This is a genomic window from Aliiglaciecola sp. CAU 1673, assembly GCF_029223185.1.
In the GTDB taxonomy this organism is placed as follows: Bacteria; Pseudomonadota; Gammaproteobacteria; order Enterobacterales; family Alteromonadaceae; genus Bowmanella.
On record NZ_JARHUG010000012.1, the window covers coordinates 112,642 to 135,132 of the forward strand.

The 22,491-nt window shown below is 50.7% G+C and carries 20 protein-coding genes; 3 read left to right on the top strand and 17 right to left on the bottom strand.

The window, feature by feature from the left end; translation table 11 throughout:
* Window positions 1-34: 34 nt before the first annotated feature.
* The 16 genes from P2G88_RS12820 to P2G88_RS12895 form a co-directional block, all read right to left on the bottom strand.
* Window positions 35-556, bottom strand: a complete 522-nt coding sequence (locus P2G88_RS12820; protein ID WP_275796578.1) for a type II secretion system protein — start codon at window positions 554-556, stop codon at window positions 35-37.
* 71 nt (window positions 557-627) lie between these two features.
* Window positions 628-1,212, bottom strand: coding sequence for a prepilin-type N-terminal cleavage/methylation domain-containing protein (locus P2G88_RS12825; RefSeq protein ID WP_275796580.1), 585 nt, complete (start codon window positions 1,210-1,212; stop codon window positions 628-630).
* A 9-nt stretch (window positions 1,213-1,221) separates the two neighbouring features.
* Window positions 1,222-1,728, bottom strand: coding sequence for a hypothetical protein (locus P2G88_RS12830; protein WP_275796582.1), 507 nt, complete (start codon window positions 1,726-1,728; stop codon window positions 1,222-1,224).
* Window positions 1,728-2,951, bottom strand: a complete 1,224-nt coding sequence (locus P2G88_RS12835; RefSeq protein WP_275796584.1) for a type II secretion system F family protein — start codon at window positions 2,949-2,951, stop codon at window positions 1,728-1,730. The genes P2G88_RS12830 and P2G88_RS12835 overlap by 1 nt, the downstream gene beginning before the upstream one ends.
* A gap of 1 nt (window position 2,952) precedes the next feature.
* Complete coding sequence (locus tag P2G88_RS12840) at window positions 2,953-4,674, bottom strand: GspE/PulE family protein (protein ID WP_275796586.1); 1,722 nt, start codon at window positions 4,672-4,674, stop codon at window positions 2,953-2,955.
* Entirely contained in the window at window positions 4,675-5,709 is a 1,035-nt protein-coding gene (locus tag P2G88_RS12845; RefSeq protein WP_275796588.1) for a tetratricopeptide repeat protein, read from the bottom strand. It lies immediately after the preceding gene.
* Window positions 5,709-6,611: an AAA family ATPase gene (locus tag P2G88_RS12850; protein WP_275796590.1), complete on the bottom strand. Its 903-nt coding sequence runs from the start codon at window positions 6,609-6,611 to the stop codon at window positions 5,709-5,711. The genes P2G88_RS12845 and P2G88_RS12850 overlap by 1 nt, the downstream gene beginning before the upstream one ends.
* A gap of 2 nt (window positions 6,612-6,613) precedes the next feature.
* Entirely contained in the window at window positions 6,614-8,302 is a 1,689-nt protein-coding gene (gene mshL / locus P2G88_RS12855) for a pilus (MSHA type) biogenesis protein MshL (protein WP_275796592.1), read from the bottom strand.
* Entirely contained in the window at window positions 8,292-8,630 is a 339-nt protein-coding gene (locus P2G88_RS12860; RefSeq protein ID WP_275796593.1) for a hypothetical protein, read from the bottom strand. The genes mshL and P2G88_RS12860 overlap by 11 nt, the downstream gene beginning before the upstream one ends.
* Window positions 8,631-9,287, bottom strand: a complete 657-nt coding sequence (gene gspM / locus P2G88_RS12865; protein ID WP_275796595.1) for a type II secretion system protein GspM — start codon at window positions 9,285-9,287, stop codon at window positions 8,631-8,633. It abuts the gene before it with no gap.
* A complete protein-coding gene (locus P2G88_RS12870) occupies window positions 9,284-9,898 on the bottom strand; it encodes a PilN domain-containing protein (protein WP_275796597.1) in 615 nt (204 codons plus the stop codon). Before P2G88_RS12870 ends, gspM begins: the two co-directional genes overlap by 4 nt.
* A complete protein-coding gene (locus tag P2G88_RS12875) occupies window positions 9,898-10,770 on the bottom strand; it encodes an MSHA biogenesis protein MshI (protein ID WP_275796599.1) in 873 nt (290 codons plus the stop codon). Before P2G88_RS12875 ends, P2G88_RS12870 begins: the two co-directional genes overlap by 1 nt.
* A 374-nt stretch (window positions 10,771-11,144) precedes the next feature.
* Window positions 11,145-12,257, bottom strand: a complete 1,113-nt coding sequence (locus P2G88_RS12880) for a response regulator transcription factor (RefSeq protein WP_275796601.1) — start codon at window positions 12,255-12,257, stop codon at window positions 11,145-11,147.
* 75 nt (window positions 12,258-12,332) lie between these two features.
* Window positions 12,333-14,300, bottom strand: a complete 1,968-nt coding sequence (locus P2G88_RS12885; RefSeq protein WP_275796602.1) for a PAS domain-containing sensor histidine kinase — start codon at window positions 14,298-14,300, stop codon at window positions 12,333-12,335.
* A 403-nt stretch (window positions 14,301-14,703) separates the two neighbouring features.
* The gene (gene ssb, locus P2G88_RS12890; protein ID WP_275796604.1) at window positions 14,704-15,270 is read right to left on the bottom strand and encodes a single-stranded DNA-binding protein; all 567 of its coding nucleotides are present in this window, start codon (window positions 15,268-15,270) and stop codon (window positions 14,704-14,706) included.
* A gap of 35 nt (window positions 15,271-15,305) precedes the next feature.
* The gene (locus P2G88_RS12895) at window positions 15,306-16,667 is read right to left on the bottom strand and encodes an MFS transporter (protein WP_275796606.1); all 1,362 of its coding nucleotides are present in this window, start codon (window positions 16,665-16,667) and stop codon (window positions 15,306-15,308) included.
* 172 nt (window positions 16,668-16,839) lie between these two features.
* Between P2G88_RS12895 and uvrA the strand changes: the two genes are divergently transcribed.
* From uvrA to P2G88_RS12910, 3 genes are read left to right on the top strand one after another with little or no spacing between them, the layout of a single operon-like run.
* Entirely contained in the window at window positions 16,840-19,674 is a 2,835-nt protein-coding gene (uvrA, locus tag P2G88_RS12900; protein WP_275796608.1) for an excinuclease ABC subunit UvrA, read from the top strand.
* Window positions 19,674-20,069, top strand: coding sequence for a thioesterase family protein (locus tag P2G88_RS12905; RefSeq protein ID WP_275796610.1), 396 nt, complete (start codon window positions 19,674-19,676; stop codon window positions 20,067-20,069). The genes uvrA and P2G88_RS12905 overlap by 1 nt, the downstream gene beginning before the upstream one ends.
* Window positions 20,066-20,758 carry a 2OG-Fe(II) oxygenase gene (locus P2G88_RS12910; protein WP_275796612.1) on the top strand — a complete coding sequence of 231 codons (693 nt, stop codon included), beginning with the start codon at window positions 20,066-20,068 and terminating at the stop codon, window positions 20,756-20,758. The genes P2G88_RS12905 and P2G88_RS12910 overlap by 4 nt, the downstream gene beginning before the upstream one ends.
* A gap of 46 nt (window positions 20,759-20,804) precedes the next feature.
* On the opposite strand, the gene P2G88_RS12915 is transcribed toward P2G88_RS12910, so the two are convergent.
* Entirely contained in the window at window positions 20,805-22,424 is a 1,620-nt protein-coding gene (locus tag P2G88_RS12915) for a methyl-accepting chemotaxis protein (RefSeq protein ID WP_275796614.1), read from the bottom strand.
* Window positions 22,425-22,491: the final 67 nt, after the last annotated feature.

Genomic DNA, 22,491 nt, shown 5'->3' on the forward strand with positions numbered 1-22,491 from the left:
GTCATTGGATGACCCGTGTCAGGCTCTAGCTAACTTAAGCACATGTGTCAGCTGCACCGTCAACAAAAGTAAAACTGCCCGCTACGGCTACAGGCTTGTCACTGGCATTAAGATTGTATGCTACACAGGCTTTTCCATCAGAAGTGTTGTTCGCTGGTTTAGTTGCCGTAGAAACAAAAATATATCCTGCTGCTGTGGAGGTGAATTGTGACCAGCCGCTGGGCGCAACGATGGCGGCACCGATTCCTGCAGCTGTAGCAGTGGGGTAGCCATCGGCATCGGCGTTATCATTTTCTACTGCGACTGTATCGCCGTCGATAGTTACCGAGTTGCCTGTACTACCAGCAACCAACCAGGCCGCTCTGGCTGACTGTGCGGCAGAATTGACGGCACCCAATACGCCAGATGCTACAGCGTCTTCAGCATCATCAGTTAAATCCAAAAATTTGGGGGCGGCGGTAACGGCCAATATCCCTAAAATCACTATTACAATCACCAGTTCAATCAGGGTAAAACCACGTTGATTCATATACTTGCCTCTTAAATGGGAAAACATTCCTTGAACTATTGTGCTGCCATTGTCCGTTAAAGCAACAGATTTTTATTTCGTGTTAGGCAATGCCAAAATTAGTTACTAAAAACCACCACCTGACCAATTCTGGGATCATAAACAAAACCATTGCCACGACTGTTATCTGTGGGCTGATTCACATCGTTTTTAATCGTCTGCGTCAGGTAGTAGTAGCAGACATCGTTGCCACCAGGCGCAATCCCCTGACCGGCCGCGGTGAAATAGCGGTGATTATTAAAGGGCTTCTGGCCCCAGTCTGAGGTAATAGTTGGTGCACTTTGCATAATCAGGTTAAAGATACTGACACAGTCCAAATCCACCAGGGCCACATCCTCGGTGCTGGTGTCATTGGCCTGTTCGCCGGTGGGATAACCGGTATCTTTATCCACCGCAATTTGCACGCCGCCAACTACCACAAAGGTGGAATTGGTACCGTTGTTCTCTGACGGGCGGCCTTCCAGCTCCCACTCGGCGCGGATCAAGCCAACGCCGGTAGAAAAACCACCGGCTACGCCTTCCACCGTGGCCTTTTCGGCATCCTCGGTAATTTCCAGCATCCGGGGCAGGGCTACAGCGGCCAGTAATCCCAGCACCACCACCACGATCACCAGCTCTATTAATGTAAAGCCTTTATTGTTCATTTTATTTTCCTAGTTCTTTTTAATCTGACCGGTATAAATCTTGTAATCAAAAGAAGGCCCAATGGATACCCTGAAGCGGCAGGTACTGTCCAAGGCATTTCCTGTCAACTGCTCTCCCGAATAATATTCGGCAAAGACTTTATACTCAGTAACTTGCATTGGCACATTGAGCAGGGCGCGCCAAAGTTCGTTACAACCCTTCTTGTCAGGCTCGACCCTGGGCAGTCCCAGATGACTCATGGCGATGGGGCGGCGGTCCACTTCTTTGCCTTGCTCGTCATAGATAACCTGTAAGATGCGCGCAGGGCGCCCTTCCGCTTCCCATTGCCATTTAGCGCCCACCACATTTTTGGCCATGCGATCGGCCAGCATTTCCATAGTGGTGCCGGCTAAATCAGGCTCACTTTCATGCAGATACCAAATAGCGAAGCTCATTAGAGAAGTGAATACCACCACCACGCTAATTTGCATGATCCAGCGGTTGAGGTTGTTATCTTTTTCGCTCTGGCTACTCATTATCCACCTCCACGGTACGCGGACATCAGACCCCACATCGGCGTAAAGATGCCCAGGGCCAGTACGGCGACCATCACTGCCACCACCGCGATCAAAAGAGGTTCAATTTTGGCGGTCAGGGTGCGCAGGTCATACTCCACTTCGCGTTCATAAAAATCCGCCACATCAGTCAGGAGTTCATCCACCCGGCCCGTTTCCTCGCCCACATTAATCATCTGTAAGACCAGTGGAGTAAACAGACCGCTGCTGATACATACGCGGGTCAGACTTTCGCCTTTTTCGATATTGCGGCGCATTTCCAGGATACGTTTGGCCACATAACTGTTATCGACCGCATCTGCCACCAGGTTAAGCGCATGGGTAAGCGGTACACCGGCAGTAATCATCATCGAAAAGCTTCTGGCGAAGCGCGACAGCAACGCTCTTTCAAAGATGCTACCCAGAGCATAAAGCTTCAACTTTCTTCTGTCCCAATTAAGCCGCCCGGTTTCCGAATTCAAATAGCGCTTCATTCCCCACACCAGACCAATTACCCCTGCCAACAGCCAATGCCATTGATAAAGAAATAGATCCGACATGGCGATCAAAAAGCGGGTGACTGGTGGCAGTTCGGCTCCGAGTTTAGCGAACATGCCGGAAAATGCCGGGATCACATACAGGTTGATAATGATGAGGGCAATAACAATGGCAATCAGCACAAAGGTCGGATAACGGGTAGCTGCTTTTATTTGGCGGCGAGTTTCCTGCTCACGCTCCAAATATTGGGAGAGCAGACGAAAGGCATCGTCCAGCTTACCGGTGTTCTCACCCACATGCACCACACTGACAAACAGGGGGGAAAATACCTTGGGATGTTGGTGCATGGCGCTTGAAAGGTTACGGCCCCGTTCCAGCTGTTCGTTAACATCTTCCAGGGTGGCGGCCATGCGCTTTGAGGCAGTGGACTCTGCCAGGCCGGTAATAGCGCGTAGTATGGGAATGCCGGATTTTGTAAGCGAATACATTTGTCGGGCAAAAATAGATAGCTCTTCGAGGCCAACTTTAGGCTCCAGCCATTGACGCCAGGACGATGCTTCCTTGGGTTCGGCAAAAGGCTCAATGCTGACCGGAATCAGGTTACGGTTGAGCAGAATTTGCGCTGCGCTGGACTGATCCGGTGCTTCAAGTTGACCGGATTGCATGGCACCACTGGGATTTCTGGCCTGATAGCTGTACTTTGCCATATCAGCTCGCTGCCGGCGCCTCCTCTTCTTCTGCCACCATCTCTACCAGTTTTAGCACTTCTTCCAGGGATGTGACCCCTTCAATCGCATATTCCATGGCAGATTGGGCCAGACTGGTATAACTGGGATTTTTCCTGGCCTGTTCGGCAAACTTAACCGTATCGCTGTTCTTTAATGCATTCATCATGCCTTCGGTCATTTCCATCAATTCGAATACGCCAATTCGACCGCGGTAACCTGTGTGGTGGCAGGCGGCACAGCCCACCCCATGTTTAAAATTATGCTTGGACAGGTCATTGTCTAAGTGTCGCAGCCAGAAGCGTTCATCTGCATTAGGCTGATAGTCCTGTTTACAGCGTTCGCAGATGCGCCTGACCAAACGCTGCGCGATAACACCGCGTAAAGAGCTGGCCACCAGATAGCCTTTGGCGCCCATATCGAGCAGACGAATAGCGCTGCTGATAGCGTCATTGGTGTGCAAGGTAGACAATACCAAGTGACCGGTAAGGGCGCCCCGCAAACCGATTTCGGCAGTTTCATGATCACGCATCTCACCGACCATGATCACATCCGGGTCCTGACGCAAAGTCGCGCGCAGCACATTGGCGAAAGTTAGACCTATGCGCGTGTTGACTTGCACCTGGTTGATTCGTGGCAAGCGGTATTCCACCGGATCTTCAACGGTAATGATTTTCACGCCCGGCTGGTTAAGTTCGCTCAGGGCACCGTACAAGGTTGTGGTCTTTCCCGAGCCAGTAGGGCCGGTAACCAGGATCATGCCATGGGGCCGTCCCAATAAAAGGCGCAGGCGCTCGAGAATTTTGGGCGGCATACCGGTTTGTTTCAAAGAGAGTAAACCGGCGGATTGGTCGAGCAAACGCATCACCACCGATTCACCGAATTGCACTGGCATGGTGGAAATACGCACATCAATTTCGTGGCCTTTAATCTTGATATGGGTACGGCCGTCCTGGGGTAGTCGCTTTTCCGAAATATCCAGACCACACATGAGTTTTAAGCGCAGTACCAAGGCCGAAGCAATGTTGCGTTCTTTTACCAGATGCTCCTGCAATACGCCGTCCACCCGTTGGCGGATGCGCAAAAAGGTTTCATCAGGTTCGATATGAATATCCGAGGCCTCCATCTGCACCGCGTCTTCGAAGATGGAGTTGAGTAGCCTCGCTACTGCAGTGTCTTCTTCCCCGGCTGCCACCTGAGTAAAGTCGAACTCAGCGGTTTCGCGATGTTCACTGGCAAGCTCGTGGGCGAAGGACGTAATGTCTTCGGTTCGTCGATAGTGACGATCGAGCGCTGCCAACAGTTGCGATTCGCGCACCACTGCCACTCGGACGGCTTTGGGTAGCATCTTGGCAAGGTTATCTAATACTGCCAGGTCGGCCGGATCGCTCATGCCCACCAGTATATGATCGGCATTATTTTCCAGGGCAATGGCACGAAAACGTCGGGCTTGTACTTCAGGCAGGAGTTTAACCACTGCGGGTTCAAGATTGCGCCGCCCAATATCGATAAAGGGCACGTTCAACTGTTGGGAGAGGAATGTCAGCAGCTGGTCTTCGCTCAGTAGCCCCAAATCGGTAAGCACATTGCCCAGTTTGCGTCCCGTTTGACGCTGCGCTTCCAGTGCCTGTTGCAACTGTGCTTCGCTAATAACGTTCTCATGCACCAGCAAGTCGCCAAGGCGCATCTTTAACTTGGGTTGCATCTATCCTCCCAATGCTCGAAGACGCTGTTGAACAAATTCCCGTATCTGTGGCGCCACCTGGTTTTGCTGTGATAGCCAGCGGTACTGTCCCAGGGCATCTTGTTGGCGACCAGCCTGATCCAAGCTGATGGCCAGACCAAGGCGCCATTTTGCTAACAATGGTTGAAAGCGGCTTAGTAACAGGTAGTCGGCAACGGCTAGTTCCAGATTGCCTTCTTGCCTTGCCAATGGGGCACGGGCGGCATAGTAATCAGCATATTCTGACAGGGGCGGATTAGTGCTCTCCAGCAAGGCCAAAGCTTCGCTGTTGTTGTTATCGAGCAGGTAAATCTTAGCCAGGCTAAGTCGCAAGCCATGTTGACCAGGATCCAGTGCAAGGCCGCTTTGCAAAAGTTGTTTGGCCTGCTGGGCTTGCCCGCGGCCAAGATAAAGCTCTGCGAGCTTACTGCGGACCCCTTCGTTGTCAGGGGCCTTGGCAAGCATCTGCTGCAGCAAATCTATTGCTTTGCCAGTGTCGTTTTGCGCCAATGCGCTGGCGGCCTGAGATTTCAGTCGTTGCCATTGTGTGTCGGCATTTTCTTTGGCGCTTTGTACCTTGATGAGGCCGGAGTCAGGCTTGGGAAGTCTTTGTGCCGCTTGCTGGGAGCTATCAGGGGCCGTTGGTGGAGTTGTGGTTTGCTCTTGAGGCTCCGTAGTTTGTATGTCTGCAACAACGATTACTGGTGCCGTTTCCATCAACTCCTGGGATTCGCTGGCTAAGTCGGGTATCTCTTCTGCTTGTGCCTGAGCGCCTTGTATTTCACGCATGGGCTTAGGTTCTGGCGCTTTTACCTGCTCTTGCTCCACCGTGCTAACCGACAAAGCCTGATCTGGGATACCGGGCCAAAATTGCCAAATCAAAACGGCGGCCAGGAGCAGAGGAAACATCAGCCATAGTTTGTTAAAGCCCGACTTGAGCGGAGGCACATAGTCGCCACTGACGCCTAGTTGCTGACGTTTTTCGAGGTCCTGAAGCATCTTGTTGATCACGCTCATCACAAGACTCCAGGCAGGTAGTAAATGCCAACAGCGGCCAATATAAGGATAAAGCCACAGGCCAGCCACCAGCTAAGCGGTGTTGAGATGGCCTGAGCCGCTTCGGTGTCACTGCCGGCCAATTTAATGTCTTTGGCAGTGATCTGTAAGCGCCCTTCCCCATAAGCCAACATTAACGCCTTATGGCAAAGTAAATTGACCAGCCTGGGGGTGCCTGCCGAAGCCTTAAACAACAGGCGACACACTTTTCTGCTGAACAGCTCGGGGCCGCGATAGCCTGCAACCTGCATGCGGTGGTGCACATATTGTTGTAACTGGTCCAGATCCATCTCGCTCAGGCGATAGCTAAACCCAATGCGCTGCTTCAATTGACGCAACTCTGGTAGGGATAGCTTTTGATCCAACTCCGGCTGACCAAATAGCACCACTTGCAACAACTTACGTGATTCGGTCTCCAAATTGCCGAAAAGGCGCAGGGTTTCGATGCTTTCCAGCGGCAAGGCCTGCGCCTCATCGATAATCAAGACCACAGATTTGCCGCTCCGATGGATGTCAATCAAACGTTCCTGAATGCGATGGGTAAATTCCTGCTGGTCTGCTTTCTCAGTCAGCGCCACGCCCAGCTCACCCGCTACCGCTTTGCGCAGTTCCTGTGGGCTCAGATTGGGGTTGGGAATGTAGGCTGATTCGAAATGATCCGGCAACTCATTGAGTAATTTGCGGCAGAGCAGGGTTTTGCCGGTACCTACTTCGCCGGTGACTTTAATAAAACCTTCACCGGTTTTCAGGGCCAAACTCAACACCTCGAAAGCCTGCTTATGGCTGGGCAGACCGAAGTAATAGCTGGTGTTGGGGGTCAGGGTAAAAGGTAATTCCCTTAAACCGAAGTGGTAGAGATACATGGCTATCTGGTCTCAACCCAATCTCTGACCTGCTCGCTGCTTTGTGACAACTGGTTACGCCAGGTGCCTGCACCCACCACAGTGGGTTTGATCAGGATCACCAGTTCCTTTTTGTGTTCCTGTTCTTTGCGATTTTTAAACAGCTCGCCCAATACCGGCAGACTGCCCAACACTGGTGTTCTCGATTCAGTTTCACTGACAATGGTCTGCATCAACCCGCCGATTACCACAATCTCACCCGATTTGGCGTGGATCACGGTATCAGACTCACGAATATTGCTCTGCGCCAGCGGCAACACTATCTGGCCGTTGCTGAGGGTCACAATCTTCTCTTGTTCCCGGGTTTCAATCACCGAGGGATGCACATGCAGCAGCACACTGCCCTGTTCATCAATTTGCGGCGTCACATCCAGTGAAATGCCGGAGAAGAAGGGGGTCAGCTCCACATTGGTGCTCAACTCATCGGCCGTACCGGTACCGCTGCTGATGCGCTCGCTATTCACGTTGGTGACAAAGTATTCATCATCTCCCACCTTGATAACCGCTTTTTGGTTATTCAATGCCGTTACCCTGGGACTGGATAACACTTGCATATTGCCCTGGGTGGACAACAGCGACAGCAGACTTGAGAAGCTGTTGGTGGAAAAGCTCAGCGAAGTAATGCCACCCAGGCTGTTACTCACCGAGTTGCCGATGGTCGCGCCAGAGAAACTGATAGGGCCTAAGCGCGCGCTATTGGTTATTTTCACCCAATCAATACCCTGTTGGTATTCATCGCTTAAGGTCACTTCGATAATCCTGGCTTCCAGCACTACCTGGCGTTGGATCATTTGCTCTGAGCGCTGCAGATAGCTGCGAATAGCGCGGAGTTCATCGGGCATGGCCCTGACGGTGACTAATCCTGCCTGCGGAGAAACCACCAGACTGCGTCCACCTTCCTGGCCGATAAAGGCTTTCAGGCTCTTTTCAAGATGGCTCCAGAAATCAGAATCACTGCGAGTGGAGATATTGGTGCCGTTAATGCTGTTGCTGGCCTGATTGCTACCGTACTGATCGCCACCGGTCAGCGGATTGCCGCCAAAGTTGCCCTGACTATTTCTACCCTGATTATTGCTATTGTCATACTGTGAAACGCCGCCAGTAACGATACTGGTTTGGGTCAATCCCATACGACTCATTTGCAGATAATTGACGGTGAAGGTTTCGGTGCGCATGCCTGACGGATAGATGCGGAAAATATTGCCACTGCGTTGAATGTCGAAACCATAGAGTTGGCTGACCACATCGAATACTTCAGGCAGAGTGACTTGCTTCAGGTCCAGAGAAATCTGACCGCTGACCTGAGGGTGGATAGCCACACTAAAGGGCGTGTCCTGGACCAAACCGGAGAAAAAAGCGGCTGCTTCGGCTTGTTGGGCCTGAATATCGTATTTGGGTTCATTGAACGCCTCTGTCGCAGGCGTGGATTGCATAACGTCTGCTGAAAGCAAGGCGGCAATTTCCTCTGGCACTTGCTGCAGTGGTTGCTGGCTATCGCTGGGATTTGGTGCTTCCTGCTCAGCTTGTTTAAGCGCTGCGTGGGCGGTTTTACCGTTGTCATTGAGATGACATCCCGACAGCAGCACTATCAGCGCCGCCCAAAGCGGAGTGCGTTTTGCCAGGCCACTTATTGGTAAAGTTTTAGAAACCATTCGCTTCGCTCTTCTTCATGTTTTGCGCCATATTCAACTGTAGAGTGACGTTTTTATTCTGATCCCGCAGCAATACCTTATCCGCTTCAACGGACACTATCTCCAGACCGCCGAGTCGATCGCCGCGGCCCAAGGCTTGCTTGCCAACCAGCGCAAAGTGTTTGCCGTTGCGTGTAATGATGCCATCCAGTTTCATTGCCGCTTGCGGGATGCCGCCGGATTGCCCCGCAACGCCGACGTCCAGCGGTGGGCGGGTAGGATCCATCTGCTGGCTTTGCAAGGGCATTGCCATCAAGCCGATTGCCAGAAATACGTATTTTCTTCGCATCTAGACCCCCAAAAATGCCTTGCCGGTGCTTAAGGTGCCGAGCTCCAGGGTGATACGAGCTTGCGGGTACTCCAAGACTTCATAATCAAATCCTTGCCAGTACAGGCGCCAGCGCAAGGATTCTAATCTTTTCAGGTAGTCACGAATTTGGAAATACTCACCTTCAAGCACCAGTTTGATGCCATGGCGGTAGACCCCCACTTCCGGCTCTTCTTCACTATTGTCCTCAGCTTCTTGGCCAGTGGGTTGCAGCAAGACTGGTGCGATGGAGGTGAGCTCTATCACTTTCAGGCTGTCACTTTGTGCCAGGAGTTCTTGCAGCACGGTTTTCATGGCCTGTGCCGGAATCAATTCGCTGGTTTGTGATTCCAGTTGCAGATTTAAGTGATTCAACTGCTCAAGTATCTCGGCTTTGCGACGTTGCAGGCCAGCATCGGGATCTTGGGGACGCAGATTCTGCAATCTTTCAATGGTGGTGGCCAGTTCCGCTTTTTGTGACTGAGTGAGTTGGGTAATTTGCTCCCGTGCCGCAGAGGCAGGCTCAAGTATCAGCAGATAGCCACCATACAGCACAATAAAAGCGCCGGCGAAAATCACCATCAATTTCTCGCGCAGGGAGAGGGCCACAAGCCTGTCATTTAGTTGTGCGTAGTTCACCGTGCTGCCACTCCTTGCTGTTGCCCACCACTGGCTTGCCGGGAGCTTAGCTGGAACATCAGCCTGTCTTGTTCATCGCGCTGCATTTGCACGGTGGAGAAAGCCATGCCACGGAAATACTCTTCTGCTTTAAGGCCATCGAGCCATTTGGGAATAGAGGTTGAGGCCAGCGTGCCCCCTTGCAGCAACACGCCATGTTCATCCACTTGGATACGGCTAAGCCAAATATCGGGATGATGTTGGCGGGCCAGTCCTTCCATCAAGGTGCCATAGCCACTACTTTGCTTCGTCTCCAGCTTGGCAAGCTGTTTTAGCACCTGGGTCTTGCTAATCAACTGCCGGTCCAACTGCAAAACTTCCGCATTCAGAATGGGGTTGGGGGGCTGCCCCTGACGGGCGTTCTGTTGATCCAGAGTGTCTTTCATAATGCGTAGCTCACTGGCCACGTTTTCTTGTTCTTCGCTGAGTTGTTGCCACTGTTGATGACCTAGCCACCAGAAAAACAGGATGACCAATAGCGCCAGACACCAAAGTCCAATCACCGTGTTCAGGGTGAACAGGGTGAGTTTGGGTTTGAACTCATCGAAGTAAAAATTGACGCGTTGTTTCATCAGGCGGCCTGCCCTTGGCGGATACCGGAAAACGCTGCGCCGAGACTGGTGATGGTGGACGCCGAGAATTCCAGTCCGCTTTCTCGTTGCACTTCAGAATCGAAAACCTGGCATTCCAACGCCATATTTTGCTGAAGCATCAGTCGCAAATCCTGCTGAAACGGGGTGTCCATGCAGATTAGGATACGTTTTACCGGTGCCTGGCGAAGTTGTCCTTCGAAGTAGTCCATGGAACGCTGAATTTCCAAACTCAGCGTATCCACCACGCTAGATTGAATTTGCTCCAACCCATAACTGCTGAGTTGCTCATATCCGCGAAGCCGTCTGGAGAAGAAGAGTTTGCCGTCTTTGATGATACTCAGACAAACCTCTTCACCCGGCTCCTGAATTAACGTGATTTGGGCCTCTTTGCTCGTATCAAGCAAATCGCACTGGCACAATTCCTCGATGCCGATATGTTGCAGTTCCAAACCAGATTCGTAGATCCCATAAACAACTTCTTTTACCAATGCTTGCGAGACCGCGACCAGGTTAACCTTATTGGCACCGGCGGATTGCACAGGCAAGTCAAAATAGTCCACCAACATCTCTTCCTGAGCACCAATCAAGTCATTGACTGTCCAGCGCAAAGCCTGACCTAATTCCTGTTCTGGGACATTAGGTTTTTCCACCAGTAGTAGTTGATACTTGTTGGTAGAAAAGGCCACCCGACATGGAGTGCCGACCGCTTTGTTGGCTTTGACCCACTCGGCCAGAGAGGCCTGCCAGTTGTCTATAGGGAGCTTGTGTTGTGCTTTCCATACAGGAACGCCTTTGCGACTGGAAATCAGGGATAAATATAAGGCATGCAGGCCAAATTCTATCCCGACCATCAGGTGAGAAGAGCGCCCCCGCAATTTGCGTTTTATTAGATCTCGCCAGCCTATGCGCATTGGAATCGGTATTCTTTATTATTATAAAGGCATTACAGCAGACATTGGCCTTTAAGGCTAGTGTGACAGGGCCTGAGCCAACCTCTCAAAAAAGATTGGTAGTGCATGCAGCCATCAGTTTTTAAAAATGGTAATCCTGCACGACTAATGTTGTGGGGTTACAGAGCAGTTTCCAGCGGGTGTCTTGCCAACTTAGCAACAATTTTGGCATGGCAAAGGCGGCCTGTGTATTTCTTTGCAAGGGAGATGTTCTGCGAATAAAAAGCCAGTTAAAAAGTTTCTCAAAGCCAATAATCAGAGCCGAATTTACAGTTTCACTGCAGTGACTTTTCCATTGATGTGACTAATTTCTCCAACTGCCCTTTCATTTGGTGCACGTACCCTGTTAACGCATTCATTTCGCTGCGACTTTCTTTCATTAGGCTGACAAAGAATTTTTCCTGCTCTTCAGAAAGATCTAAAAAATGAAAGCCACGCTCTATCTCAGCAAAAAGGGTGGCTGCATGATCGGCCGATTGCCTGGCATCGGCTTCAGAAACATTTAGTTTCGCTACCAGTTCTTGACTGACCTGACGCACAACCTTAAGTGTCTCATCCAAAGCCTTACGGCGTCTAAGATCCTGTACTTTCATTTCCAAGCCTTCGCAGATAATGCATAGCAGGTCTTTGAGTCGGCCGCATTCAGTCTCATCTTTTGGCATGTTTTTAATCAGCATCGATACATGCTTGTAATTAAAAAGAAAACGATGACCAAATTGGTAGATTCTTCCAGCGCCTTTAAGTAGGTCAAAAACCTCCTCTTCGATAGGACTTGAAGCGCATTCAGCGCCACTGAGGGTAGTGGCGGCGCCATCATCGCTGCGGATTTGCAAGCTGCTAATCAGGTTCATACCTTCGATGGTTTCAAAATAGACTTTGGCTAGTTCAGACAAATTGGTACTGTTTTGCACTCTCCTGAAAAACTCAATTAAAGCGCCATAACTGGCAGCCTCTGCCATGGACTGAAAGGCCATTTCTCTGGTCAGGTTGGCTGCTTCGGATAAGTTGCGTTGTTGTTCCAAAAAGGAGATTAATTTGCGAACCTTGGCGGATAAGACAGTTAACTCAAAGGGTTTGGCAATAAAGTCATCGGCGCCAGCCTGATAGGCTTTAAGCACCTCTTCACTGGTGTCGTGGCCAGAAACGAAGATCACCGAAAAACTGCTGTCAGGATGGGACTCCTTTAAGTGTCTGCAGATGTCATGGCCATTTGTATCTGGTAACCCTATGTCCAGTAACACGATATCAGGTTGTTCTTGTGCAAATTTCCGTATGGCTTCACTACCGCTACAGGCAGAAAATACATGATAGTTTTCAGAGAATACGTCGCTGAGGGTTTCGTTATGATCTTGATCGTCATCGACCAGTAAAATTTTCATGTCTGTCATAAAACACTTCCTTTTAAAACGTTGTAATGTCTTCAATCAAAGACATCAGCTATTCGTTTACTTGCGGTCGGATAGTTATGTATTCAGTTTATCCATTTGGCTGACAAACCTGGCCAATTCAAATGCGCTGAAGGGTTTATCTAGCACCATTTTTTCCTTAACGTCTTTGGGCCAATCTTTGAGTAGTTGTTCAGAGTAGCCGGTCATCAACCCAAACTTGATAGCCCTGTTTTTACTTTTCAAAAGCTCATACAGTTGTAATCCGCTCATGGCATTGGGGATGTTAATGTCGGAAAGAACATGGTTGATAGCCGGGTCACAATCCAGGATGTTTTCCACGTACTCAGAGCTATTTGATGTAATTACTTGGTAGTTTAGTGATCTCAATGTGTCTGCGGTGCTTGCCAAAACATCCAGATTATCTTCGATGACCAGTATCTTCTCTTCACCTTCGCTTTTAAACAGGCTGATATCTGACACTTTGCTGGATTGGCTTTCATCGCTGCATATAAGCTGTTTGTGATCGGCTTCCGGTAAAAAAATGGACATGCACGTGCCATCGCCTGGGCCGGATTTTACCGCCACTAATCCATTACTGCGGTTGACAAAAGCGTACACCATACTTAGCCCGAGCCCGGTGCCTTTATCTTTTTTCTTGGTGGTGTAAAAAGGATGGAAGATGGAGTGGAGTTTGTCCTTGGGAATGCCACAACCTGTATCGGTTATGTCCAACCTAATGTATCTGCCGATTGTGTCTCTGTTACCGGGTAAGTAAAAAGACTCTTCGTTGGATAGTGGTGTGGGCGGAAAGACTTTAACAATGATTTGGCCTGTGTCAGAAATGGCATCTCTGGCATTGATCACCAAGTTGGTAATGCAATCTTCAAAGTCATCCTGGTCGATAAAAATTGGTAACGTTAGAGGTGGGGTGATAATCCGAAAGGCAATCCTGTCAGGAAGTAGCCGATGAAGAATGTCATGCATCCCATTTGTCAGTGCCACCGCATCGACGACCCGCGCATGCTGCATATTCTTTCGGGAAAACTGCAAGAACTTACGCGTTAAGCGTTTCGCTTTATCAACACTTCTGTTACATCGTTCTAAGCGAGTCACTTGTGCCTCTGACAAGTTTGCCTGTCCAAGTAAGTCAAGATTGACCGACAGCACCCCAAGCATATTGTTGAAGTCATGGGCAATGCCCCCTGCCAATTGGCCAAGAGATTCCATGCGATAGGAACGCTGCACCGCTTCTTGTTGTTTGTTCCATACAGAGAGATCCTGGACGGTGGCAAGAAACCGCGCCCCTCCCATGATGGCGCTGTTAGTGTCCTTTGTTAATTCCGCTACCCTAAGGAAGATAGGGAAGGTTTCGCCATCTTTGCGTTTGGCGACAAGTTCCCTGTTTTTGCCTATCACTTTTGATTCGCTGGTTTCCAGAAATCGATGGATATATTCGTCGTGCTCGCTGGCATAGGGTTCAGGCATCAGTATTCTGACATTACGACCAATCACTTCGCTGGCCGAGTACTGGAACATCTGTTCGGCGGCGGGATTAAACCTGCCAATTTTGCCTTCTTCATTAATCGTAATTACAGCCTCTGCCACATGTGACAAGAAAATGTCCAAGCTGTGCTGACTTTGTCGCGAAAAGTTCTCCGCTGTTACGCGTTCTGAAATATCCTGAATAACTACCAGCGTTTGTTCAACTTGGGCATCTATGCTGCATGACAAAAAACGTCGCTGATAGCGAGGGTTAACAAAGCTGATATTGATGTGGGTGAGTTGTGTGCCCTCATATTCATATAGGGCAGAACGTAATTCTTGTTGGTACTTTTTAGGAAATGCAGCGGCAAATTCCTCTTTAGAAAAACCGCCCTCTCGGCGCGGGATCTCGAAGAAGTCATAGATATATTGACTTCCTTGGCAAAAATTATCGCTGTTAAACTCAATGGTGAGCATTTTTGCCATCTTTTGTAATTGCAAAAGCTTACTTTTTTCGTGAAGTAATTGCTTTGCCAAAGACTCCTCTTCGTCATATGCCATGCTAATAGCCCAAGGTGTCGGCCTTCACTTTGTGAGACCTACTCTGTAGCCACGAGCCTTGATTGTGCAATTGTGGGTTCAAAAGAAATGAGAGTATGGAGAGTAGATAACAATCTTTCATGATTGAAGCCTCAGTGAATGAGTCAGGACACTGATACCTTCAACAACACAATGCAGGCGAACACCGGTGAAGAGAAGAAAAAGCATGAGTAATCAGCATATTTGGACAAAGAAACCTGGCCCTTTGATTTAAGGCGCAATGTTGCAATGGCTAAAAGTTAGCGTAGAAGCATTTGAGCAAATATAAAAATCGAAATGGACTGGCTGAGCTTTTTCTACAGGCACAGCCTATCTGGCAGATATAAAAAACCCTGCCGGAGCAGGGTTTTTTGGAGCGTATTGTTTAGAACGGAATATCGTCGTCGAAGTCAAAGTCCGGCTCAGGACTGGGCTGAGGCCTGGATTGATTCTGCGGCGGACGATTGCCGCCTTGATTGCCCTGATTACCACCTTGATTAGGATGTTGCTGGTAAGACGGGGCGCTCTGTGAATATTGCGGCTGTTGCTGAGGCGCTTGATTGTATTGGTTGTCGCCTTGGCTGCGGCTGCCACCGCCACCACTGTTGCCACCCAGCATCTGCATAACACCGGTAAAGGGATCGAGCACGATTTCGGTAGTGTATTTATCCTGGCCTTGCTGGTCCTGCCATTTGCGGGTCTGCAATTTACCCTCAATATACACTTGGCTACCTTTGCGCAGGTATTCACCAGCGATTTCAGCCAGCTTGCCGAACATCACTACACGGTGCCATTCCGTCTTTTCCTGGATCTGACCGCTTTGGTCTTTCCAGCTCTCAGAGGTCGCCAGGGACAGGTTGGCCACGGCTTTGCCGTTGGCGGTGTACCTGACATCAGGGTCCTGACCGAGGTTACCCACCAGGATTACTTTATTTATGCCTTTGCTTGCCATACTCGCTCCTAAATCTTCTGTGGCCCAACGCCGGTTTATGCTTGCGGGGGGAGGCCGGAATTTACCACCTGCCTGGCTTGCCGCAGGTTGAACTGACGACTGTCTACCTTGAGGTAGATGGCCAATTCCTCAGGTACCAAGGTAATGTCTTTGACACCTGCCATGCGCCGTAATTCCTGCACAATCTGTTCGATGGGTCCGTTGGCCGGATTAACCGCTAGTGTATAACGTTTTAAATGGCCAGCGCCACCAGCCATATCGCCCAATAAGAAAAGCCAAATCAGGCTCAGCAGCGCCGCCGCCGGGAATAGCCAGGCATTGCCCAGATACTGCCCAATGACGCCCGCCAGGCTTCCACCTAAGAAGGCACCAAAAAATTGAAAACTGGCGTAGGCGCCCATGGCCGAGCCCTTCTTGCCAGCTGGGGCCAGACTGGATACCAGCGCCGGCAGGTTGGCTTCGAGATAGTTAAAGCCGGTAAAAAACAGCCAGCACATCAGCAATAACAGCCACTGATTGCTGACTAATGCCAGGCCGGCAAAAGCCAGCGTCAGCAGCAATATGGATAGCTTCAGCGCCTTACTTGCACCAAGGCGTTTGGAGAGACGCATCAGCATTGCCATGGCCAGCACCGAAAGCAGTAAGACGGGCAGATAAATCTGCCAATGACTGTCCAATGGCCAGCCTTGGGCGACCAGCAGTTTAGGAAATTGCATAAACAACAGCGTAATCAGCAAGTGCAGAACCAATACACTGAAATTGAGTTTTCGCAGCTTTGGCTCCATCAATAAAGCGCCCAGGTCCTTGAGCCGGGGCAGGGTATCACCACTGGGCGCCAGATTTTGTGCCTTGGGTACCACAAAAATCACTAAAGGAATACAGGCCAGGGCCAGCAGGCTGGTGGCCCAGAAAATGCCGCTTAAGCCATAGTCCTCTGATAATAAGGGACCAAGCAGTAGTGACAAATAAAATGAAAAGCCGATGGATACGCCGATTACTGCCATCACCTTGGGGCGTTGACTGTCACGGCTAACGTCGCCAGCAAGCGCCATCACCGCTCCGGCAATGGCGCCGGCTCCCTGTAAAATACGCCCGATAACTACCCACATCAGGCTATCTGCCATAGCTGCCACCAAACTACCGAAGGCAAACATCACCAGTCCCGCCACAATGACCGGTTTGCGACCGATGCGGTCGGAGAGCATGCCCATTGGAATTTGTAATACGGCTTGGGTTAAACCATAGCCACCAATAGCCAGCCCCAGTAGCAGCGGCGAATAGTCGGCATACTCAAGCGCCAGTAATGCCAATACAGGCATGACCATAAACAGGCCGAGCATTCTCAGCACATAAACAAAAGCCAACGAGGTGGCGGCGCGAAGTTCGGTGTGGTTCAACTCAAAATGGGGCTCGAATCAATCAGGGCGCGAAGTTTAGCATGAGGGGGAGGGGGGTGAAAGCTTACATCCCAAAGCCCTGAAGTAGATGATCCAAAGGGAAATTTCATTCGTTTTGCCGCAGCCGATTATGCAATACTAGGGGTTTTCATATGCACCGGGATAACAACACGTGGATAAGATAGAGGTACGCGGCGCGCGCACTCATAATCTGAAGAATATCAATGTGTCCCTGCCCAGGGACAAAATGATTGTAATCACCGGCCTGTCTGGTTCAGGAAAGTCTTCCCTGGCTTTTGACACCCTGTATGCCGAAGGGCAACGCCGTTACGTGGAATCCCTCTCCGCTTATGCCCGTCAGTTCCTGTCGATGATGGAGAAGCCCGATGTGGATCATATCGAAGGGTTGTCACCGGCGATCTCCATCGAGCAGAAATCTACCTCCCACAACCCGCGCTCTACTGTGGGTACTATTACCGAGATATACGACTATCTGCGTCTGCTGTTTGCCCGGGTGGGCGAGCCACGTTGTCCCGACCACAATGTGCCGCTGGATGCTCAAACCATAAGCCAGATGGTGGATAAGGTATTGTCGTTGCCTGAAGGCAGCAAGTTGATGCTACTGGCGCCTGTGGTGCAAGAGCGTAAAGGTGAACATATCAAGACCCTGGAAAGCCTTGCCGCTCAGGGCTTTATCCGCGCCCGCATCGATGGCGAAATCTGTGATTTGTCTGACCCCCCGACCCTGGATCTGCATAAAAAGCACAGCATTGAAGTGGTGGTGGACAGATTCAAGGTCCGTGATGACCTGCAACTGCGTTTGGCCGAATCCTTTGAGACCGCCTTGGGCTTGTCCGGCGGTACCGCCAAAATTGCCTGGATGGAAGAAGAAGGCCGCGAAGAAATAGTTTTCTCTGCCAATTTTGCCTGTCCCCATTGTGGCTACAGCATGGCCGAGTTAGAGCCACGCCTGTTTTCCTTTAACAACCCGGCTGGTGCCTGTCAGACCTGCGACGGCTTGGGCACAAGGCAGTTTTTCGATCCCACCAAAGTGGTCAGCAATGACGAACTGAGCCTGGCCGGTGGCGCTATTCGTGGCTGGGACAAGCGCAGTTACTACTACTACCAGATGCTACAGGCCGTGGCCGAACACTACAAGTTCGATCTGACCAAGCCCCTGGGGGAGTTGGATGATAAGGCCAAAGAGGTAGTGCTGTTTGGCAGCAAAGGCACCTCCATCAAATTCAAGTACATCAACGATCGTGGCGATGTGATGGAACGCAAGCATCCCTTCGAGGGCATTATCCCCAATATGGAGCGGCGCTATCGCGAAACGGAATCCAATGCGGTGCGCGAAGAGCTGGCCAAATATTTAAGTCATCAACCCTGCAATAGCTGTGGTGGCAGCCGCTTGCGTCAGGAAGCACGCCATGTGTTTATTGGCAAAACCAACTTGCCTGCAGTGACCGAACTTTCCATTGCTGAGTCTTTAGGCTTTTTTGAGGCCTTGGAGTTAAGCGGTAAGCGCGCGCAAATTGCCGAGAAAATCCTAAAGGAAATCCGTGATCGCCTCAGTTTTCTGGTCAACGTGGGTTTGAATTATCTGTCTTTGTCACGCAGTGCCGAGACCCTCTCCGGTGGTGAGGCCCAGCGTATTCGTCTGGCCAGTCAGATTGGTGCCGGTCTGGTAGGCGTAATGTATGTATTGGATGAACCCTCTATCGGCTTGCATCAACGGGACAACGAGCGCTTGCTGACAACCCTGACCCACCTGCGTGATCTGGGCAATACGGTGATAGTGGTCGAGCACGATGAAGATGCTATCCGCGCCGCCGACTATATCCTCGATATTGGCCCCGGTGCCGGTGTGCATGGCGGCCACATCGTCGCGCAAGGACAGCTCAAGGATATTTTGGAAAGTGAGCACTCCCTAACGGGTAAGTACTTGTCTGGCAGGGAACAAATTGAAGTGCCTGCCAAGCGCACGCCATTAGGAGAGCATTGGCTGGAGCTGTCGGGTGCCAGGGGCAATAACCTTAAAGACGTTAATTTGCGCCTGCCCATCGGTTTGATGACCTGCGTTACCGGCGTTTCCGGTTCCGGCAAATCGACTTTGATTAACGACACCCTGTTTGTGATTGCCCATCAGGCGCTTAACAATGCCACGGTGGGTGAACCGGCACCTTATACCGAGGTGAAGGGCCTGGAACACTTAGATAAGGTGGTGGATATTGACCAAAGCCCCATTGGTCGCACACCGCGCTCCAACCCAGCTACCTATGCAGGGCTATTTACTCCCATCCGTGAGCTGTTTTCCGGCACTCAGGAAGCCCGTTCGCGCGGCTATCAGCCCGGACGTTTCAGCTTTAACGTCAAAGGCGGTCGCTGTGAGGCCTGTCAGGGCGATGGCGTGATCAAGGTGGAAATGCACTTCCTGCCGGATATCTATGTGCCATGCGATGTGTGCAAGGGTAAACGCTACAACCGTGAAACCCTGGAAATCAAATACAAGGGCAAGAGCATTCACGAAGTGCTGGAAATGACGGTGGAGGATGCCAGGGAATTCTTTGATGTGATCCCGGCCATCGCCCGCAAACTGCAAACTTTAATGGATGTGGGCTTGTCTTACATTCGTCTGGGACAAAGCGCCACCACCTTGTCGGGCGGCGAAGCGCAGCGGGTGAAGCTGGCGCGGGAGCTGTCCAAGCGGGACACTGGCAAGACGTTGTATATTTTGGATGAGCCGACCACCGGTCTGCATTTCCACGACATTAAGCAGTTGTTACAGGTATTGCACCGTCTTCGCGATCACGGCAATACCGTGGTGGTGATAGAGCATAACCTGGATGTGATAAAAACCGCCGATTACCTGGTAGATCTGGGGCCTGAAGGTGGCTCAGGCGGCGGTCAGATCATTGCCGAAGGCACCCCGGAAAAGATTGCCGATTCACCGCAATCCCATACCGGCCGTTTCTTAGAGCCGCTGCTAGAAAATAAGGGGGCTTGATGCTAAGCCAAAACTTCACCGTCAGGTTTTATGAAACCGATGCCCTGCGCCATGTCAGCAACACGGTATTAGCGGGCTGGTTTGAGGCTGCCAGGGAGCCGGTTTTCAGGCTCTTTACCCCAGACATGGATCTCAACAACTGGCCGCTGATATTGGCCAGTTACAAAATTGATTTTCTGAAGCAGATTTATTTCGGCCATGAGGTGCAAGTGCGTACCGGCATTGCCCGTATCGGCAAAAGCTCTTTCGATGTGCATCAGGAAGTCTGGCAACAAGGGCAGCACTGCGCCACTGGCCTTACAACCCTGGTCCATTTCGATTACAACACCCAGGGCTCGAGGCCCATCGAGCCTGAAATAAGAGAGGCACTGGAAAGGCTGATGGTGACGGCATGAGTCAGTTTATTGAAGTGATCGACGATGCTTTGCCGCTGGAGCTTTGCCAATCTCTTATCCGTCAGTTTGAGCAAAGCCCTAACAGAGCGCCAGGGCAGACCAGCGGTGGAGTGGATCTGGACAAGAAACGCAGTCTGGATGTGCAAATCACCCGAGCGCCTGAGTTCCAAACGCTCTTGCCGCAAGTGCTGCAAACCACCGGCAAACATCTGATGGACTATTTTGCCAAATACTATTTTGCCCTGATTGGCCCTATTGGTTTAACCATAAAGCATCCTCAGACCGGCCAGCCCGTAAAGCTGACCCAGAATAACTTTGAGGAACTGGGCCGGCCGAATTTGCAAAATTTTGTGCAGTATCTGTTTCGTCTTGGCGATATCAATGCACAGAAATACCCTAAGGGTGAAGGGGGCTACCCGTACTGGCATTCAGAGGTCTATCCCCAGCAAGGCCATAACGATGCACTGCACCGTATGCTGCTGTTTATGTTCTATCTCAATGATGTGGAAGAAGGCGGCGAAACGGACTTTTACTATCAGGACCTGTCTATCAAGCCAGAGGCGGGAAGGATGGTGATCGCCCCCGCCTACTTCACCCATACTCACCGCGGTAATATTCCTAAGTCGGGTGATAAGTACATACTTACTTCCTGGGTGCTATTTAACCGCGCCGAGCAGATTTATACCTAGGTTGGTAGCTGTAAGGAGGAGTCCCTCACTCGACGCTCCTCGAACATCACACCTTAAACTGCCGGGTAATGGCCTCAAGGTGTTTGGCTAAGTCGGCCAACTCGCTGCTGACTTGTGCTAGTTTTCCCGAGCTTTGTGCCGTACTGTGGGTGCGTTTATGAATTTCATCCACATTGATGACAATGCTGCGAGCGACCGATTGCTGTTCTTCGGTAGCCCTGGCGATTTGTGCGTTCATCTCGCTGATGCGTTGGATCGTGGCGTTGATAGCGGTCAAGCTGCTGCCAGCTTGATTGGCGGTTTCAACACTATTACCGGCCTGTTCCGTGCCTTTTTTCATCACCGTCACCGCAGAGCGGGCTGCATTTTGCAATTGCTGAATGGTGGCTTGGATTTCCTCGGTGCTTTGCTGGGTGCGCGAAGCCAGCGTGCGCACCTCATCGGCAACCACGGCAAAACCACGGCCCTGCTCCCCCGCCCGCGCCGCTTCAATAGCGGCATTTAAGGCCAGGAGATTGGTTTGCTCGGCAATGTTTTTGATTACATCCAATACGGTACCCACTTTGTTGGAGTCCCCTTCCAGCTTGGTAATTACTTCTGCCGTTTCGCGGACGTTGTCGGCTAACTGCTGAATGCTGCGTACAGTGCGTTCCACTACCTGTTTTCCCTGCTCAGCGGCTTCGGTGCCCTCTCCCGCTGCGTTAGCTGCCTGAGCTGCGCTGTCGGCCACTTCTGCCACGGTGGCGCTCATATTGTCCACTGATTGCTTGGCCTGTTCAGCGCTGCGTTGCTGCACATCGATGGTGCGGTTGGTTTCATCGGTCAGTTGATAAAGATTCTGAGCCAGGTTAGAAAGGGGCAAACTGGAATTGACGATATCCTTAACGACACCCTGAAGCTTCTCGATAAACAAATTAAACCAGTGCACCAATTCACCGATTTCGTCTTGGCTTTTAGTTTGTAATCGTACTGTCAGATCGCCGTTTTCTTGGGCAATATCTTTCAGCGAGTTAACCACTTGGACAATGCTTCCTTTGATACCGGCAATGACCGGCAGAGCTGTAGCAAAGAGTAAAACAGTGGTAATCACGCCCATGATAATACCTACTGTGACCAATGATTTCGCTGCACTGTTGGCATCTGCAAAGGCCTGTTGGAATGCTTGGTTTTGTCTGTCCTTAAAAGCAGTCATCTGTAATATCGTTTGATCATAGCGACCATTCATATCTGCAGACAATTGCCCCAGCTTGCTGAAATCAGCCGTTCCCTTAACCATAGATTCGGAGACTTCGTACGCTAATTTGAAATAGCTATCAAACTCTTGCCCTAAGCTATCCATATCAGAGGTAAATTCCTGGCTGATATTCTTGATGCCGACCATCTCTTCTCGCACCTCTTTTGCGAGACTGCTGGCATTGGTAAGGGCTTCCTCATCTCCGGTGGTGACCGCACTGCTTAGAGTGTCTCTGACCCGCTTCATGTTGTTAAGCACATTGGCAGCACTCTCTAATGCCGGGAATTGCTTACTCTTTACCTGTTCCAAGGTATCAACATTATCAAGTGCGGTAATGCTGGAGATAATCAGATAAAGTAGAAAGCTGACCGTGCCAATAACAGGTATTAGCAAAATCTTTTGGGCGATGGAGATACGGTTAAATAAATTCATGTGTCTCACTACCGAATGTTTTTACTATTAAGCGGCAAGGGTGATTTCTACTCACCCTTAATATGTA